This window comes from Curtobacterium sp. PhB191, from assembly GCF_004346515.1.
GTDB lineage: Bacteria > Actinomycetota > Actinomycetes > Actinomycetales > Microbacteriaceae > Curtobacterium.
This window is the reverse complement of sequence record NZ_SMBV01000001.1, coordinates 605,741-621,950: the sequence shown is the minus strand read 5'-3', so window position 1 is coordinate 621,950 and position 16,210 is coordinate 605,741. Positions and strand designations below refer to the sequence as shown.

Sequence of the window (16,210 nt, the reverse complement as noted above, 5' to 3'; positions counted from 1 at the left end):
CGGGTCAGCTCTCGGTGGCGAGACGGTCGAGCATCAGCTCGTAGCGGCTCCGACTGCGGCGTCGCAGCACCACGGCCTGCACCACGCCGATGACGGGGACGACCACGACCAGGCCGGTGAGCACGATGCTCACGACGCCGAAGACGCTCGCGCCCGAGGCGTCGACGTCGCCGACGAGCGTCGGGAAGTTCACCCAGATCAGGACGGCAGCGGCGACGAGCCCGAGGAACCCGAGGACGGGGGCCACGATGGTGTTCCAGACCCGCCGGTCACCGGGGTTGCGGCGGAAGTACACGATGACGGCGAGGCTCGTCGCGGCCATCAGGATCGCGACGCCCAGGGTGGCGACGCCGGCGAACCAGCTGAACACCTGCAGCACCGGGTCCAGGCCGAGCACCGCGAACAGCACCATCAGCACGGCGGCGGTGACGGTCTGCACCAGGCTCGAGGTGTGCGGCGACGCGTGCTTCCGGTGCACGTCGCCGAGCCGGCCGGGCAGCAGCGACGCGTTCGCCATCGAGTGCTGGTACCGGGTGATCACGTTGTGGAACGACAGGACGCAGGCGAACATGCTCGTCAGCAGCAGCACGTTGAGGACGGCTTCCCCGGCGCTGCCGATGTACTGCGCGGCGGTGGTGAGGATGAGCGACCCCGGGTCCTTCGCGACCTCGGCGAGGATGCCGTCGGGGCCCCACGCCATCACGAGCCCCCACGACGCGAGCGTGTAGAAGACGCCGATGCCGATCACGGCCGTGTAGGTCGCACGCGGGATGGTCCGCTCCGGGTCCTTCGCCTCGTCGCGGAAGATCGCGGTGGCCTCGAACCCGATGAAGGCGGCGATGGCGAACATCAGCCCGACGCCGGGCGACCCGGACATGATCTGCGTCGGCTCGAACGGGGCGAGGGACAGGCCGTCCGCCCCGCCGCGGAACACGATCGCGGCGACCAGGACGAGCACGATGCCGACCTCGCCGACGAGCATCACGCCGAGCACCTTGCTCGACAGGTCGATGTGCCGGTAGCCGAGCATCCCGACCAGGGCCACGACGACCAGGGACCAGACGTACCAGGGGATGTCCGGTCCGCCGAGACCCGTGACGGTGACGCCGAGCAGGTACCCGATGTACCCGTGCACGCTGACCTGGATGGTCGTGTACGTCAGGAGCGCCAGCGTGGCGGCTCCCGCGCCGGCCGGACGACCGAGCCCGTGCCCGACGAACGTGAAGAACGCGCCGGGCCGCGGCACGTGCCGGGTCATCGCCGCCAGGCCCACCGAGAAGAGCAGCAGCACGACGGCCGACGCGGCGTACAGCGACGGGAACCCGACGCCGTTGCCGAGCAGCATGCCGAGCGGGGCGGCGCCGCCGACGACGGTGAGCGGTGCGGCGGCCGCGACGACCATGAACACGATCGCGGTGACGCCGAGCGAGCCGCGCATGGTCCGCTGCGGCGCGGGTGCGGCTCCGAGTGACGCGGGGTCCTTCGTGATGCTGGACATCGTGGCCTTCCAGTTCGGGTGGGACGGGGTGGGTGGGGATCGCTGGTGGTGGTGCGGGGTGTGACCACGGTCCCGCGCCGCCGTTGCGGTGCCGTTCCACCGGCGTGAAGCCCTGTCGCCGCCGAATGGGACGTGCTCGTCGGAGGCGTCTCATTTACGTGAGACGCGGCCGAAACACCACCGAGACACGGGCGCAACGGCGCAGCCCTACGGTTGCCGCATGACCGCGCTCGACCGAGCCATCGCCGACCCGCCACGGGTGCCCGGCGTCGGCACGCGCTCCCCCGTCGACGGGTTGTCGCGGCGGAGCATCGGCCCGGTCGACGTCCTCGCCCAGTCGGTGTCGGCCGTGGCACCGTCCGCTGCCGCGACCACGATCCCGGTCCTCGTCGCGACGGTCGCCGGCCAGGGGGCCACGTGGTCGTTGCTGGCCGCGATGGCGCTGTCGTTCCTGGTCGGGCGGACGGTGAACCAGTTCGTCCGACGCGTCGCCGGCACCGGGTCGCTCTACACCTACGTCTCGCTCGGGCTCGGCCCGGTCGCCGGGGTCGTCGCGGGCGCAGCGCTCCTGCTCGGGTACGGCTTCATCGCGATGTTCTCGCTCACCGGCAGCGGCTACTACCTCGACTACCTGCTGTCCCGCTTCGTGCCGGCCGCCGGCGACGACGCCCTGGTCACGATCGTCGTCGTGCTGGTCATGGGCGCGGCCGTCTTCGCGGTGATCGCGCTCGGGGTCCGGTTGTCGACCCGGCTGACCCTGCTCGTGGAGTCGCTGTCGGTGGCGGTCATCGTGGTCCTGATCGTCGCGCTGGTCGCGCGCCTGCACCCGGCCGATGCCTCCGCCGTCGCCCTCGGGCCGACGCAGCCGGCGTCGTTCGCGGTCGGCACCGCCCTCGCCGTGACCGCGTTCGTCGGGTTCGAGAGCGCGTCGGTGCTCGGTGTGGAGGCCCGGCGCCCGTTCCAGGCGATCCCCCGCGCGATCTCGTGGACCGTCCTGGTCGCCGGCGTCCTCTACGTGGTCAGCGCTGCGGCCCAGCAGATGGGGTTCGCCGCCGTGGGCGCCGACCTCGCGTCGAGCGCCTCGCCCGTGAACGAGCTGGCGAACGCCTTCGGCATGCAGTGGATCGGGTGGGCGCTCGACCTCGGGATCGCGGCGTCGTTCGCGGCGTGCGCGATCGCCTCGACCACGGCGCTCGTGCGGGTCCTGTTCGCGATGGGCCGCGAGGGAGTCCTGCCCCGGGTGCTCGGTCGGGCATCGCCGCGCTTCCGGACCCCGTTCGTGGCCGGCGCGGTCGCGTGCGGCGTGCTCACGGTGCTGCCGGTCCTCGGCCTGACGAGCGGGATCCCGACGTGGACACTCATGGAGGCCGAGCTCGTCGTCGCCGCCCTCGGGTACATCGCCGCGTACGCCCTGACGTGCTTCGCGGCCCCGGTGTTCCTGCGGCGCATCGGCGAGCTGACGGCGGGGGTCGCGGTCGTCGCCGTCACGACCGGGGTCCTGCTGACCGCCGTCCTGCTCACCTACCTCGGGGTCGAGGCCGCGTCGTCCCGTTGGCCGGCCGTCGCCCTCGCCGTCGGGACGGTCGCCGCGGTGGTGGTCGCGTTCCTGGTGGCCACGCGTCGGCGACCCTGGCGGCGGGGTCGGAGCCGCGCCGTGTACGACGTGCCGGTCGAGGCGGACCTGCTGGGGGCCTCCCGTCCGTCCGCCGGAACCGGCCAGCCGGCGGAGGTGCGGTGAGCGAACCCGGACTCCGCGCGCGGCAGCCGAAGGCGATCCAGAACGCCCTCGCGGTGCTGGAGGCTGCTGCGCACGCGGGACCGGGTGTCACCGCCCAGCAGATCTCGGACGCCCTCGGGATGCCGCGGGCCACCACCTACCGGCTCATCACGCTGCTCGTCGAGGACGAGTACCTCGTCCGGTTGCCGGACCTGCGCGGCTTCGCCCTCGGCCACAAGGTCGCCGACCTGGCCGGGGTGTCGCCGGCTCCGGTACTCGCACCGCTGCCCCGAGCCGTGCGATCGGTGCTCGCCGACGTCCGCTCCGCCGTCCGGGCGGGCGTGCACCTGGCGCGCTACGACGCCGCCGGTGTGCGCGACATCGACGTCGACCCGGACTTCCCGCTGCTCGACGAGGCCGCGCTGCGGGCGACGCCCGGGTCGAGTGCGATGGGGCGGTTGCACGCCGAAGGGGGCCTCGGACCGGTGCACCAGGTCGGCGCGTTCACGGCGGGGTTCGGGTGCCTGGCGCTCCCGGTCCGCGGCGAGCGCGGCGAACTCGTGGCGGGGCTGACCCTGTCGGCGCCGGCGGCCCGGGTGTCGTCGCCGGGTGACGCGTTGGTGCACCTGCGCCGGGCAGTGACGCGGCTCGAGCCGCTGCTCGGGTGAGGCGTGGTCACACGTCCGATGTCGCTGCGGCCCGCCGCGAACCGCAGTGCACGGTACTCAGCGCCCGGATCCGCGTCGACGCAAGGCGACGACACCGGCCCAGACCGTGCAGCCGGCGAACCCGAGAACGAGCGCGGACACGACCGGGATCGCGAACGCGTCTCCGATCGACTGCTGTCCGCCGAGCCACACGACGACGAGGAGCAGGACCAAACACCCTGCGGCGATGATCGTCGCGACGTTGCCAGCTGATCGTGAGCCCATGTCCACCTCGTTCCGTTGCGATACCCACCGACACTACGAGAAGAGCATGTGCTCGTCGACCGGCGAGCCGCGACGGGCGGGCAGACTGCAGCGCCCCGGCATAGCGTGGGCGCGTGGACCTCGAACTCAAGAACCGTGTCGCACTCGTCGTCGGAGGCAAGGGGTACATCGGTACCGCTGTCGCCGATCGTCTCCGTACCGAGGGGGCGACCGTCGTCGTCGCGTCCCGCAGCGCCGACGACTCCGACGGCAGCGTGTCGATCGACACCGCCTCGCAGGACTCCGTGGACGCGGGCATCGCCACCGTCCTCGAGCGGCACGGGCGCATCGACGTGCTCGTCGTGACCGCTGCCCCGAGCGCGAGCACCCTCGACCCGGCTCGGAAGTCCGACCCGGAGCAGGTCCTCGACGCGATCGACGGCAAGGCGCTCGGGTTCCTCCGCGTCGCGAACGCCGTGCTCCCCGCTCAGCGCGAGGCCGGGTTCGGCCGCGTGGTCGTCGTGAGCGGGCAGAACGCCTACTTCTCCGGCAACATCACGGCGTCGCTCCGGAACACCGCGGTGAGCGTCATCGCGAAGAACCTGGCCGACGACGTGGCGGGGACCGGGGTCACGGTGAACGTCGTCAACCCCGGGACGGTGACGGACACCCCGTCCGCCGAGGTCCGCCCGGGCGGCCCCGGCGACTCGACCCCGCAGCAGATCGCTGATCTCATCGCGTTCCTGTCGTCGCCGCTGAACGCGGTGTCCGGCGAGTCCGTCTCGATCGCGCACCGCCAGCGGGGATCCGTCGTCATCTGATCCCGAGTACGAGTGTCAGGATCTGCTCTTGCCTGCAGAAGTACCGGTGCACCGCAGGTGGGCTTCCGGAGGCGAGCCCCACGTCCGTCCGTGCTGCGTCGACGTGCCGCTCGCGCACGCCAGGCGGTGCCGTGCCACGGAGCGCTGACCGGCACGCCGAGTTCGTGACGAATCGGGGCCGCTCCCCGTCTTCATCATGAATGACCGAGAACCTCTTGCCCGCTCCTGGATCCGATGGCGCCGGCGGTCCACCCTCGATTGCCGACGGAGCGCCGTCGGTCCCTGGAGCCTGCCCGCAGGAGTGGTGCGGCAGCGTCTTCGATCGGTGGCGCTGCGGGCTGGCCCCCGCGCACGACGGGATGCACGTCGCCGTGCTGCCCGGGTCCACGGCGCGCTGGAGCGAGGGTCTCTCCGGCCGTCGACTTCGGAACCTCTCGCGTCGATCGGAACAGCGGTCGACGGCACTGTGAAGCGTCGGATGGACGCTCCACTACCGGCGCATGCGGTCGGTTGAGTACTCGGGTGTGGCGTACCTCCCACCTTGCGGCACGTCCGGGGCAAGGGGCGCGCGCGTGCTCCACGCAGCCGCGTCGTCCTGCGGGAAGAAGCCGACGGCTTCCCCGGGCTGGAGGTCCCACCATCCATCGGTGTTCGCGGAGACGGCGTAGAACACTGCCGTGTGTTCGGTGGTCGTCATCGCCGCGACGAAGGCGCGGATCGCGTCCGCGGGGCTGAGCCACGTCTGCTGCTCTCGAGCCGAAGACGGCTGCTCCTCGTAACTGCCGATGCGCAACGAGATGGTGCTCATGCCGAACTTGTCCGCGTACAGCCGGCAGAGTGCTTCCCCCGCGGCCTTCGACACTCCGTAGAAGCCGTCAGGTCGTGGCGGCATGTCGGGCGTCACGTGGTGACCCGCGGTGTACGAGCCCGTCAGGCGGTTGCTGCTCGCGTACACGACCCGACGTACCCGTGCCCGCCGGGCGGCCTCGAGCACGTGGTAGGTCCCGACGATGTTCACCTCGGCCAGGTCGTGGAAGTCAGCCTCGTCCGCGATTCCGCCCAGATGGACCACACCGTCAGCTCCGGCGAAGAGTTCCACCAGGTTCTCCAGGTCGGCGAGGTCGACCGATGCGACGGACTCCTGTGGGCTGCTGGAGGTGATCGGACGGATGTCGGTGGAGACGAGGACCGCATGGCGCTCCAACAGCGCCGACCGGAGCGCAGACCCGATGTTCCCGGCAGCACCGGTGACGACCCAACGGCTTCCGGCGATGCTCGACATCGTGCGATCGTACTGGCGACGCCAGCGGAGCGGCCTTGTCCGGGTCTTCGATCGCGGCCAAGCCTGAGCGACGTCTCGCCGCCGTTCCGGTTCAGTCCGCTTCGGTGAGCAGGCGCAGCGTGTGGAGCAGGTCGCTGCGCTGGTCGCCGTCGAGCGGAGCGAAGAGGACATCGAGGACGCTCGACGCCACCGAGTGGCCGTCCTGGAGCGCAGTCCGACCGGCACCACTCAGCGCGTGCTCGAGACGCCGTCCGCGCCCTGCCGACCGGGTGATGAGCCCTCGTTCGACCAGCCGTGTCGCGAGGGTCCCGAATGCCTGGTCGCTCTGGAAGGTCGCGACGGCCAGCTCGTGGCCCGATGCGCCGGGCATCCGATCGATGGCACGGAGCGCATCCCACTGCACGAGAGAGACGCCGACGTCCTTGAGCGCCGCGTCCATCGTCCGGTGGTTCCGGTACTGCGCGCGCTTGATCATCTGTCCGAGTACCTCGAGGTCCGCCGCCATGGTGTTACTGTATCAACACGCTTACATCAACATGTTTAGACAGGACGATCATGAACAGCTCCCTCCCCGAACCCCTGCCGGTCATCGAGGCCGGCAGCTCGACCGCTCGCACCGCCCTCGTCCTGCACGGTGGCGGGGGGCCGAGGACCGTGGCGCCGATCGTCGGACACCTGTCGGCGACCATGCACGCCCTCGCCCCGACCCACCCGGGCTGGGACGGAACCGCACGCCCTGAGTCGATCGCTTCCGTTGCCGAGCTCGCCCACGCGTACCTCGCGCGGCTCACCGAACACGGCGACCGCGACGTGGTCGTGGTCGGGTCCTCGATCGGCGGATGGATCGCGCTCGAGATGGCCGTCCAGGCCGCAGCCGACCAGCGGTTCGCCGGCCTCATCGGGGCCGTGGTGGTCATCGACACCGTTGGTGCCATCGTCGACGGGGAGCCGATCGCCGACTTCTTCGCCCTCGATGCTCGCGGCCTGGCCGAGGTCGCGTGGCACGACCCCGAACGCGGGTACACGGATCCCGCCGACTCCACCGAAGAGCAACGAGCGGTACAGCAGTCCAACGGCCGCACGATGGCAGCGGTCGCCGGCGCGGCGATGAGCGACCCGACGTTGCTCAGCCGACTCCATGCGGTCAACGTGCCGACGTTCGTCGTCTGGGGCGCAAGCGATCGCGTCGTCACTCCGGCCTACGGGCGAACAGTCGCCGCGGCGGTACCGGGTGCGGCCTACGCCGAGATCCCGGCCGCGGGTCACCTCCCGCACCTCGAATCACCCGAAGCGACCTGGGCCGCGATCGACGCCTTCCTGAGCTGACCAGCACGCACGGCGGCACACACCGGAAGGAACGCGGCTCCGCGCGGGGACCGTGCAGGACGACCGGTCGCCCAACTGCGGGTGTCTTCGTCGACGCCGAGTACCGGGTGCTCGCCCCTCGCTTCACCCGCAGGGACGAAGCGCTTCGCCCGTGCGCCCGATGCCCCGGCGACTCCGGACCGCGAGTCTGGTGACATGGAGTCCTCGACGAAACACACGATCGCCACGCTGCTGCTCTGCGCCGCGATCGTCGCCACGACCGTCATCGCCCTCGCCGCCATGACCCCGGGCGCGTGACGTCGGTCCGCGCTGCCCGGCGTGGGCGGCATGCGATGATCGAGCCGTGACGGACCGGCGCACGTTCATCCGGCCGCTCGCCACCCGTTCGATCGTCGTCGACGTGGCGTGGGCGGTCCTCGCGGCGTTGGTCTTCCTGCTGCCGCTCGAGGTCGAGCTCGAGCACGCGAGCTTCTTCGCCGTGCTCGCTGCCGCCGGCGCGATCGCCCTCCGTCGGGTCTCCCCGTCGGCGGCGATGCTCATGGTGGTCGTCCTCGGGATCATCCAGGTCGGCGGCGGCGAGCGCCCGTCACTCGTCGACCTCGCCATCTTCGTCGTCATCGGCACGGCGGCGGTCGTCGGGACCCGGACCGAGGTCATCCTCTCCGGGGTGCTCGCGCTCGTCGCGGGTGTCGGCGCGACGTTCTACCTCGCCGTCACCGGCTTCCGGTACCTGGTGCTGCTCAACGGCCCCCGCGACCAGGCGTTCCTCGCGATGGCCGCACCGGTCGCCGCCCTCCTCGGGGTGTGGGCGGGCGGGGTCGCCGTCCGGGCCTTCCGGTCGCGCGACCGCGAATCCGTCCGTCGAGCCGATGCCGAGGCTGCCGCGTCGCGCGCCGAGGCCGTCGCCAGCGAAGCCGAGGCGACCGCCACCCGGGCCATCGACGTCGCGGAGTCGGAGCGCATCCGCGCGGACATCGCCCGTGACGTGCACGACGTCGTCGGCCACTCGCTCGCGGTGATCATCGCGCAGGCCGACTCGGTGCCGTTCCTGGCCGACGAGGCCCGCATCCGCGAGGTCAGTGCCACCATCGCCAGCACCGCCCGCAGCTCCCTGCTCGAGGTCCGGCAGGTCCTCGGGCACATCGACGGCTCCGGGGAGACGACCGATCCCGGCTCGCTCGAGGAGATCGTGCAGGGCATCCGCGACGCCGGAGTCGACGTCGACCGCACGGTGCGCGGCGTCCCGGTCCCGCTCCGCCCGGACACCGGCACGGCAGCCCGACGCGTGCTCCAGGAGATGCTGACCAACGCGCTCCGACACGGCGCCCCGGGGCTGCCCGTCGTGGTCCGTGAGACCTGGCGGAGCGCCGACGTCGTGCTCGAGGTCGAGAACGTCGTGGGTGACGGCACCACCGGGGGCTCCGGCCGGGGGATCGACGGCATGCACACCCGCCTCACCGCACTCGGCGGGTCCTTCGACGCCGCCGCGCTGGACGACGTGTTCGCCGCACGCGCCCGCATCCCGTTCGACGTCCAAGGGGGACCCGTCCGATGACCGAACCGATCAAGATCCTGCTCACCGACGACCAGGCACTGTTCCGCGCGGGTCTGCGCGTGGTGCTCGACGCCCAGGACGACATGCAGGTGGTGGGCGAAGCCGCGGACGGCGCCGAGGCCCTCGCCCGCATCCAGGAACTCCGACCCGACGTGATGCTGCTCGACATGCGGATGGCCGGCATGGACGGCGTCGAGACCGTCCGGCAGCTGTTCTCCGGCGCCGTCGAGGGTCCGCTCCCCCGCGTCGTCGTGCTCACCACGTTCGGCCTCGACCCCGCCGCCGCGACCGCGATCCGGCTCGGTGCGAGCGGGTTCCTGCTCAAGGACGCCACCCCGACGTTCCTGTTCGCGGCGGTCCGGGCGGTCCACGAGGGCAGCTCCGTCATCGCTCCGAACGACCTCGCGCAACTGTTCGGGGCCGACGTCGCGAGGGCGCCCGCACCGCAGCCACCCGAGTTCCAGGCGCTGACCGAGCGGGAGCGGGTGGTGTTCGGCTGGGCCTCGCGCGGGCTCTCGAACGCCGAGATCGCGACGAAGGAGTACGTCACCGAGTCGACCGTGAAGACGCAGATCTCGAGCATCCTCGGCAAGCTCTCGCTGCGGGACCGCGTGCAGCTCGTGGTCTACGCGCACGACCACGGACTGGCGGGCACCCGCGACGGGTCCTAGCCGGTCGCGATCCGATCGAGCCACTCCGCGAGCATCGTCCGCTCGGCAGCCGACAGCCGATCCAGCCGGGGTGCAGCAGCACGGAGCGTGATCGCGGCGCTCGTCACGGCGTCGCCGCCCGTGCCACCGTCGTCCGTCGTCGACGCGCTCGGCACGAGGATCCGACCGAGCACGGCGTCGAGCACGTCGTCGGCGAGCGACGGGTCCCGCTCGTCCACCGGGGCGGCCAGGACCGCTAGGACGGCGCCGGTGCCGGCCGCGTGCACGAGCTCCACGGCACGTCGTTCCGGCACGGCGAGCCGCCCGGCCTCGGCCACGCGCTGGATCCGTTCGGCGAGCAACGCCGTGCCGGCCCGCGCCGCTGCTGAGCGCCGACCACGCTCGGGGTCGCTCAGCAGCACGAACAGGTGAGGGTTCGCGAGCCCGAACCCGATCGTCATCGACCACCCGGCGCGCAGGTCGTCGACGGGGTCCGTCCGTCCGTCACGCGCTGCCCGCACCGCGTCGGCCTTCACCGCAGCGAAGGTCGTCATCGCGTGCTCAGCCACCGCTTCGAGCAGCCCGTCCTTGTCGCCGAACAGCCGGTAGATCGTCGGCGCCTGCACGCCTGCGCCGTCGGCGACTGCGCGGGTGGTCACCGCGGCCGCGCCGAGTTCCCGCAGCATCGAGCCCGCGACCTCGACGATGCGCGCTCGTGTCTCCTCGCGTTGGGTTCCCTGGTCGATCACGGAACAACGATAACGGATCCGTGCTATCAGTGTGTTACCGTCGATACAACTTGACCGTTACCATTGATTCGGAGATCCCATGATCGTCATCACCGGCGCCACGGGCGCACTCAACGGCGCCACCACCGACCACCTGCTCGGACAGGTCGACCCGAGCGAGCTCGTGGTCGTCACCCGCGATCCGGCGAAGGGCCAGCGGTTCGCCGACCAGGGCGTCGAGGTCCGCCGCGGCGACTACGCCGAGCCCGACACGCTCGCCCGCGCCTTCGCCGGTGCCGACCAGCTCCTGCTCGTCTCGTCGAACGACCCGGGTGCGGACGCCGTCGCGCTGCACCGTTCCGCCGTGGCCGCGGCGGTGACCGCCGGTGTCGGGCGCGTCCTGTACACGAGCCACCAGGGTGCGGCGCACGGGTCGCCGTTCGTCCCCGCGGCCCACCACGCCGCGACCGAGGACGTGCTCCGCGAGTCCGGCTTGCCGTGGACGAGCCTGCGGAACGGGTTCTACGCCCACAGCACCACGTGGTTGATGGGACCGTGGCAGGCCACCGGCACCGTGTCCGTGCCCGTCGACGGCCCGGTGTCGTGGACCGCGCGTGAGGACGCCGCCGAGGCGGCCGCTCGCATCCTGCTCGCCGAGCAGCCCTTCGACGGCCCGGTGACGCTCACCGCGCCGGCGGCCCCGACCTTCGCTGACCTCGCCGACTCCGCATCGGAGCGCACCGGCCGGACCATCGGCTTCGAGGCCCTCGGAGAGGACGAGTGGCGAGCTCGCGCGGTCGCCGCCGGACAGGACCCGCACATGGTGGGGTTCCTGCTCGGCATGTACGAGGCTGCAGCACAGGGCCTGTTCGCCGGCACCGATCCCCTGCTCGGTGAACTGCTCGGACGTGCACCGCGCACGGTCGAGGACCAGTTCAGCTGAGGGCTGCGACCTCGTCGAGGATCACCTCGACCGCAGCCGGGTCGTGCGCGAACCGACCGAGGAACAACCCGCCGATCCGCCCCTGCCCACGGGTGAGCAGACCGGGCCCGGCGCTGCCCCCGTACAGGACCGTGCTCCCGCGCAGCTCGGGTCGCGTGGCGAGGTGCTACTCGAGCCCCGCGAGCACCGCCACGATGTGGTCGTCCGGCGCCGGCGCGGGCGCACCGATCGCCCACACCGGCTCGTAGGCGACGGTCATCGCCCCGGCCAGTCCGTCAGCGATGGCCGTCGAGACACCACGGTCGAGCTGCGCGGTCACCTCCGCCACCGCTTCCGCTGCACCCGGATGGGAGGCCCGGGTCGTCTCCCCGACACAGAGGAGCGGACGCAGGTGGTTGCGGAAGGCCGCGTGCACCTTCGCGGTGACGGTCGCGTCGTCCTCGTGGAACAGGGAACGTCGTTCGGCGTGCCCGATCTCGACCAGGTCGACCCCGATCTCCCGCAGTTCGGCGCCGGAGACCTCGCCGGTGAACGCTCCTTCGTCGGCCCACGACAGGTCCTGCGCGGCGAGGAGCACTCCCGACCCGGAGAGCACATCGCGCACGGGCACGAGCGCCGGGAACGTCGGCGCCACGAACAGCGAGGCCGCTCCCGACCGCGTCGCGGGGTGCCGCCGGGCGATCTCGGCGACGGCCCCCGACCACTCCAGGGTCCGGGCGTGCGAGAAGTACGTCTTCAGCGACACCCCGATGGTGATCACGGCGCGAGGGTCTCCACGATGAGCGCGAACGACACCGCTCCGGGGTCCGGTGTGCCGACGGCCTGCTCGGCGTGGGTGCGTGCGCGGCCCATCTTCGGCACGAGCGACGCGGTGGCGTCGGCGGCGTCGCGAGCGGCGCTGACGGCGTCGGCCCAGGCGTCCGCGAGCGACACTCCCGCGTCGACCCGGGTGCGGAGCACCTCGTCGAACGGCACGAGCGCGTCCACCATCGTCTTGTCGCCGACCGTCGCGCCGAACGCGAGGACCGCCTCGGTGGCGGCGTGCACCGCGCTCTGGACCGTGGCGGCCGACGGACGCTCGTCGTCCCCGAGGACGCGACCCAGTGCCTCCAGGGCGGCTCCCCAGATCGCACCGGACGTGCCGCCGGCCTTGTCGGACCAGGCGTCTGCAGCGATCCGCAAGACGGAACCGACACCTGCGCCGGCGGTTACTGCATCCGCGGCTGCGGCCTCTGCGGCGTGCGCCCCGCGCTGCATGCCGATGCCGTGGTCGCCGTCACCCGCGACGGCGTCGATCCGGCCGAGCTCGTCGGCGTGCTCGTCGAGGAGCGTGCGGACTGCGGCGAAGCCGGCCGCAGCCTGCTCGCCGACTGCGCGCGAGTCGTCGCTCGCAGCGCCGATGGCGACGCCCTCGGCGTCCGCCTCCACGGTGGAGGGGTCGACGCGTTCCTGCGGGACGGCGCCGCCCTTGCGGTACGCCGGGGTGTCCGCGGGCGCTGCCCAGAGTTCCTCGAGTTCGGCGTCGAGCCAGAACAAGGTGAGCGAGACGCCGGCCATGTCGAAGCTCGTGACGAGTTCGCCGACCTCGGGCTCGACGATGACGACCCCCGCGTCGGCGAGCCGCTGCTGCACCGAGCGGTAGACGACGAAGAGCTCCTCGTACTTGACGCTGCCCAGCCCGTTCAGGATCGGGACGACGCGCGCGCCGTCGGGTGTCACGCCCTCCGGCAGCTCGTCGAGCAGTCGGGTCACCAGCAGCGACGCCAGGCCGTCCGCGGTGGGAACGTCCGTCTCGTCGATCCCGCGTTCGCCGTGGATGCCCATGCCGATGGCCATCCGACCCTCGGGCACCGTGAACAGGGGTTCGTCGGCACCGGGCAGGGAGCACCCGGAGAACGCGACGCCGAACGACCGCGTGCGGTTGTTGGCGCGCTCGGCGACGGCCGTGACCTCGTCGAGGCTGCGGCCCTGCTCGGCGGCGGCGCCGGCGACCTTGAAGACGCAGAGGTCGCCCGCGATGCCACGCCGCTCCTGCGGGCGGTCCGCGGGCGCACTCACCACGTCGTCGGTGACGCGAACGGTCCGGACCGGGATGCCGTCGGCCTCGAGTGTGCGGGCCGCGGCGTCGAAGTTCAGGACGTCACCGGCGTAGTTGCCGTAACTCAGCAGCACCCCGCCGCCGTGCTCGGCGGCCCGCGCGACGCCGGCCACCTGCTGGGCGCTGGGGCTGGCGAACAGGTTGCCCATCGCGGCACCGGCGGCCAGGCCGTGTCCGACCAGCCCGCCGAACGCGGGGTAGTGGCCCGAGCCGCCACCGATCACGACGGCGACCGTGCCGTCGGGGCTGGTGGTGGCGCGGGCAACGCCGCCGTGCACCTTCCGCACCCATCGTTCGTTCGCGGCGACGAAGCCGTCGGTCGCCTCGTCGGCGAAGTCCACCGGGTCGTTGAACAGTCTGGTCACGCGTTCGTCTCCTTCGACGTCGTGGTGCGGACATGCGAGGTGTCGAGGAGGTCATCCGCCTTCGACCCCCGGAAGAACTTCGTGCAGAAGATCATCACGGCCGCGACGAACGCCAGGACCCCGAGCGAGACGATCCCGAACGCACCGCTGTCGGTCGGCACCACCTCGTTGATCGCCGTGCGCATGATCGGGGCGACGAACCCGCCGAGGTTGCCGAGCGAGTTGATCAGGCCGATGCCCGCCGCAGCGGCGGCCCCGGTGAGGAACGCCGTCGGGTACGCCCAGGTGATCGGGCCGACGGCCAGGAAGCTCGCGACCGCCAGCGTGATGAACACGATGCCCAGGATCGGTTGCCCGTTCGCACCGGCCCACGCCGACCCGAGGATCGACAGTCCGGTCGTGATGTAGAACATGGTGCCCCAGCGACGACGACGACCGACGGAGTCCGCCTTCGAGCCGACCAGGTAGCAAGCGACGAGTCCGACGAGCCACGGGATCGCGGTCACGAGGCCGACCTGCCACCCGACGTCCTGCCCGAGCAGCGAGGAGACCTGCTGCGGCAGGTAGAACGTCGTGCCGTACACGGCGACCTGCAGGCAGAAGTAGATGATCGTGAAGTACCAGACCCGGCCGCTCGCCATGGCCTTCCAGATGCCGGTCGGGCCGTCCGCGCTGCGGGCGGTGTCCTCGCGCGCCATCGCCGCGGTGAGCGACTGCTTCTCGCCCGGTTCGAGCCACTTCGCCTGCTGCGGGCTGTTCGTCAGGAACACCAGGGCCGCGATGCCGGCGAGCACCGCGAGGATCCCCTCGCCGAAGAACATGACCTGCCAGCCGTGGAACGGGGTCGCCTGGTCACCGAAGCTCAGCAGCCCGCCGGACAACGGGGCACCGATCATCTGCGAGAACGGCTGCGCCAGGTAGAAGATCGCGAACATCCGCACGCGCACCTTGTTCGGGAACCACTCCGACAGGTACATGATCACGCCCGGGAACAGCCCCGCTTCGGTCACACCGAGGATGAAGCGCAGGACGATGAACATCGTGTCGTTCGTCGTGAAGGCGAACAGCGCGGCGACGATGCCCCACGTGACCGCGATGCGGGCGAGCCAGAACCGGGCACCGAAGCGCTTGAGCAGCAGGTTCGACGGGATCTCGAAGATCGCGTAGCCGATGAAGAAGATGCCGGCGCCGAGCGCGAAGGCCGCGTCGGAGATGCCGCGGTCGACGCTCAGGGCCTCTTCGGCGAACCCGACGTTGGTGCGGTCGAGGAACGCGACGAAGTACAGGATGACGAGCATCGGCATGAGGTGCTTCGTCGCCTTGCCGATGGCGGACTTGAGGCCGGGGTCGTTCGTTGACCCGAGCGCGGGGGCAGGGGGAAGTGACACGGGTTCGCTCCTTTGCGAGCACGGTGCGGTTTCGGGGCGTCCGGCGGTGGGGCCTGGTGGCCGTTTGGCCGTTCGGCCTGTCGGACGGGAGGCACGGATCGCGTCGCGCGGACGGCGCGCGATCCGTGGCCGGTCGGCTCTAGTGCATGTACAGGCCGCCGTCGACGTTCAGCGTCTGGCCGGTGACGAACCCGGCGTCCTCGCTGATCAGGTACGCGATCGCCGCGGCGATGTCCCGCGGCGTACCGATGCGCGGCAGCACGCCGTCCGCTGCCATCTCGGTCTTGCGCTCCTCGGTCAGGGTGCCGCCCATGATGTCGGTGTCGATCGGGCCGGGAGCGATCGCGTTGACGGTGACGCCGCGCGGGCCGAGCTCGCGGGCCAGGCCACGGGTCAGGCCGATCACGCCGGCCTTCGCCACCGTGTACGGGGTCTTGCTGAAGGTGCCGCCACCGCGCTGGGCCGAGACCGACGACAGGTTCACGATGCGGCCGTAGCCGTGCTGCACCATCGACTCCGCTGCCCGCAGGCTGGCGAAGTGCACGCCGTCGAGGTTGATCGACAGCACGCGGTGCCACTCCCCCTCGGGCAGGTCGAGGTAGGCGTGCGCGGACGAGACGCCGGCCAGGTTGACGAGGGCGACGACGGGATCGAGTTCGGCCTCGATCGTGTCGAACGCTGCCCGGACCGCGGTCTCGTCGGCGACGTTCGCGCCGACGCCGACCGCACGGACGCCGTGCCGCTCGCGGATCTCGGTGGCGACATGTTCGCTGGCCGTCTGGTCGAGGTCGATGATGCCGATGTCCCAGCCGGCCTCGGCCAGGTGGTGGGCGGTGGCACGACCGATGCCCCGCGGTGATGCCGCTCCGGTCAGGACGGCGGTGCGGGGCTGGTTCTGCGTGTTCGTGTTCGTGTTCATGCTCGTCCC

16 protein-coding genes are annotated in these 16,210 nt (G+C 71.6%); 7 read left to right on the top strand and 9 right to left on the bottom strand.

The genetic code is table 11. The features are described from left to right. Positions 1 to 4: 4 nt before the first annotated feature. Positions 5 to 1,498 (bottom strand): APC family permease, encoded by a 1,494-nt coding sequence (locus EDF48_RS03055; protein ID WP_123292882.1) that lies wholly within the window; start codon positions 1,496 to 1,498, stop codon positions 5 to 7. Positions 1,499 to 1,718: 220 nt separating this feature from the next. Here EDF48_RS03055 and EDF48_RS03050 point away from each other — a divergent pair, with 220 nt between their 5' ends. Both EDF48_RS03050 and EDF48_RS03045 read left to right on the top strand, forming a co-directional pair. After that, positions 1,719 to 3,236 (top strand): APC family permease, encoded by a 1,518-nt coding sequence (locus EDF48_RS03050; protein WP_131878024.1) that lies wholly within the window; start codon positions 1,719 to 1,721, stop codon positions 3,234 to 3,236. After that, the gene (locus EDF48_RS03045) at positions 3,233 to 3,883 is read left to right on the top strand and encodes a helix-turn-helix domain-containing protein (RefSeq protein WP_243692337.1); all 651 of its coding nucleotides are present in this window, start codon (positions 3,233 to 3,235) and stop codon (positions 3,881 to 3,883) included. Before EDF48_RS03050 ends, EDF48_RS03045 begins: the two co-directional genes overlap by 4 nt. Before the next feature lie 57 nt (positions 3,884 to 3,940). Here the strand turns inward: EDF48_RS03045 and EDF48_RS03040 are convergent, their stop codons facing one another. Next, the gene (locus tag EDF48_RS03040; protein ID WP_131878022.1) at positions 3,941 to 4,147 is read right to left on the bottom strand and encodes a hypothetical protein; all 207 of its coding nucleotides are present in this window, start codon (positions 4,145 to 4,147) and stop codon (positions 3,941 to 3,943) included. Positions 4,148 to 4,260: 113 nt separating this feature from the next. Here EDF48_RS03040 and EDF48_RS03035 point away from each other — a divergent pair, with 113 nt between their 5' ends. Beyond that, complete coding sequence (locus EDF48_RS03035) at positions 4,261 to 4,947, top strand: SDR family oxidoreductase (RefSeq protein ID WP_131878020.1); 687 nt, start codon at positions 4,261 to 4,263, stop codon at positions 4,945 to 4,947. 490 nt (positions 4,948 to 5,437) lie between these two features. Here EDF48_RS03035 and EDF48_RS03030 read toward each other — a convergent pair whose 3' ends face one another. Both EDF48_RS03030 and EDF48_RS03025 read right to left on the bottom strand, forming a co-directional pair. Continuing rightward, positions 5,438 to 6,229, bottom strand: a complete 792-nt coding sequence (locus EDF48_RS03030; protein WP_131878018.1) for an NAD(P)-dependent oxidoreductase — start codon at positions 6,227 to 6,229, stop codon at positions 5,438 to 5,440. Between the two features lie 91 nt (positions 6,230 to 6,320). After that, positions 6,321 to 6,734, bottom strand: coding sequence for a helix-turn-helix domain-containing protein (locus EDF48_RS03025; protein WP_131878016.1), 414 nt, complete (start codon positions 6,732 to 6,734; stop codon positions 6,321 to 6,323). 50 nt (positions 6,735 to 6,784) lie between these two features. Here EDF48_RS03025 and EDF48_RS03020 point away from each other — a divergent pair, with 50 nt between their 5' ends. The 3 genes from EDF48_RS03020 to EDF48_RS03010 all read left to right on the top strand — a co-directional run bounded on the left by EDF48_RS03020 (position 6,785) and on the right by EDF48_RS03010 (position 9,781). Beyond that, positions 6,785 to 7,555, top strand: a complete 771-nt coding sequence (locus EDF48_RS03020) for an alpha/beta fold hydrolase (protein WP_131878014.1) — start codon at positions 6,785 to 6,787, stop codon at positions 7,553 to 7,555. A gap of 343 nt (positions 7,556 to 7,898) precedes the next feature. After that, positions 7,899 to 9,110: a histidine kinase gene (locus EDF48_RS03015; RefSeq protein WP_131878012.1), complete on the top strand. Its 1,212-nt coding sequence runs from the start codon at positions 7,899 to 7,901 to the stop codon at positions 9,108 to 9,110. After that, positions 9,107 to 9,781: a response regulator transcription factor gene (locus EDF48_RS03010; RefSeq protein ID WP_131878010.1), complete on the top strand. Its 675-nt coding sequence runs from the start codon at positions 9,107 to 9,109 to the stop codon at positions 9,779 to 9,781. The genes EDF48_RS03015 and EDF48_RS03010 overlap by 4 nt, the downstream gene beginning before the upstream one ends. Here EDF48_RS03010 and EDF48_RS03005 read toward each other — a convergent pair. Continuing rightward, positions 9,778 to 10,509: a TetR/AcrR family transcriptional regulator gene (locus tag EDF48_RS03005; protein WP_235036037.1), complete on the bottom strand. Its 732-nt coding sequence runs from the start codon at positions 10,507 to 10,509 to the stop codon at positions 9,778 to 9,780. The genes EDF48_RS03010 and EDF48_RS03005 overlap by 4 nt on opposite strands. 79 nt (positions 10,510 to 10,588) lie before the next feature. Between EDF48_RS03005 and EDF48_RS03000 the strand changes: the two genes are divergently transcribed. Further along, complete coding sequence (locus EDF48_RS03000; protein ID WP_131878006.1) at positions 10,589 to 11,431, top strand: NAD(P)H-binding protein; 843 nt, start codon at positions 10,589 to 10,591, stop codon at positions 11,429 to 11,431. 166 nt (positions 11,432 to 11,597) lie between these two features. On the opposite strand, the gene EDF48_RS02995 is transcribed toward EDF48_RS03000, so the two are convergent. The 4 genes from EDF48_RS02995 to EDF48_RS02980 all read right to left on the bottom strand — a co-directional run bounded on the left by EDF48_RS02995 (position 11,598) and on the right by EDF48_RS02980 (position 16,201). Further along, entirely contained in the window at positions 11,598 to 12,191 is a 594-nt protein-coding gene (locus EDF48_RS02995) for a triose-phosphate isomerase family protein (protein ID WP_347812844.1), read from the bottom strand. Further along, a complete protein-coding gene (locus EDF48_RS02990) occupies positions 12,188 to 13,894 on the bottom strand; it encodes a dihydroxyacetone kinase family protein (protein WP_131878004.1) in 1,707 nt (568 codons plus the stop codon). Before EDF48_RS02990 ends, EDF48_RS02995 begins: the two co-directional genes overlap by 4 nt. Beyond that, entirely contained in the window at positions 13,891 to 15,282 is a 1,392-nt protein-coding gene (locus EDF48_RS02985) for an MFS transporter (protein WP_123339283.1), read from the bottom strand. Before EDF48_RS02985 ends, EDF48_RS02990 begins: the two co-directional genes overlap by 4 nt. A 139-nt stretch (positions 15,283 to 15,421) precedes the next feature. Next, the gene (locus EDF48_RS02980) at positions 15,422 to 16,201 is read right to left on the bottom strand and encodes an SDR family NAD(P)-dependent oxidoreductase (protein WP_123292891.1); all 780 of its coding nucleotides are present in this window, start codon (positions 16,199 to 16,201) and stop codon (positions 15,422 to 15,424) included. Positions 16,202 to 16,210 lie beyond the last annotated feature (9 nt).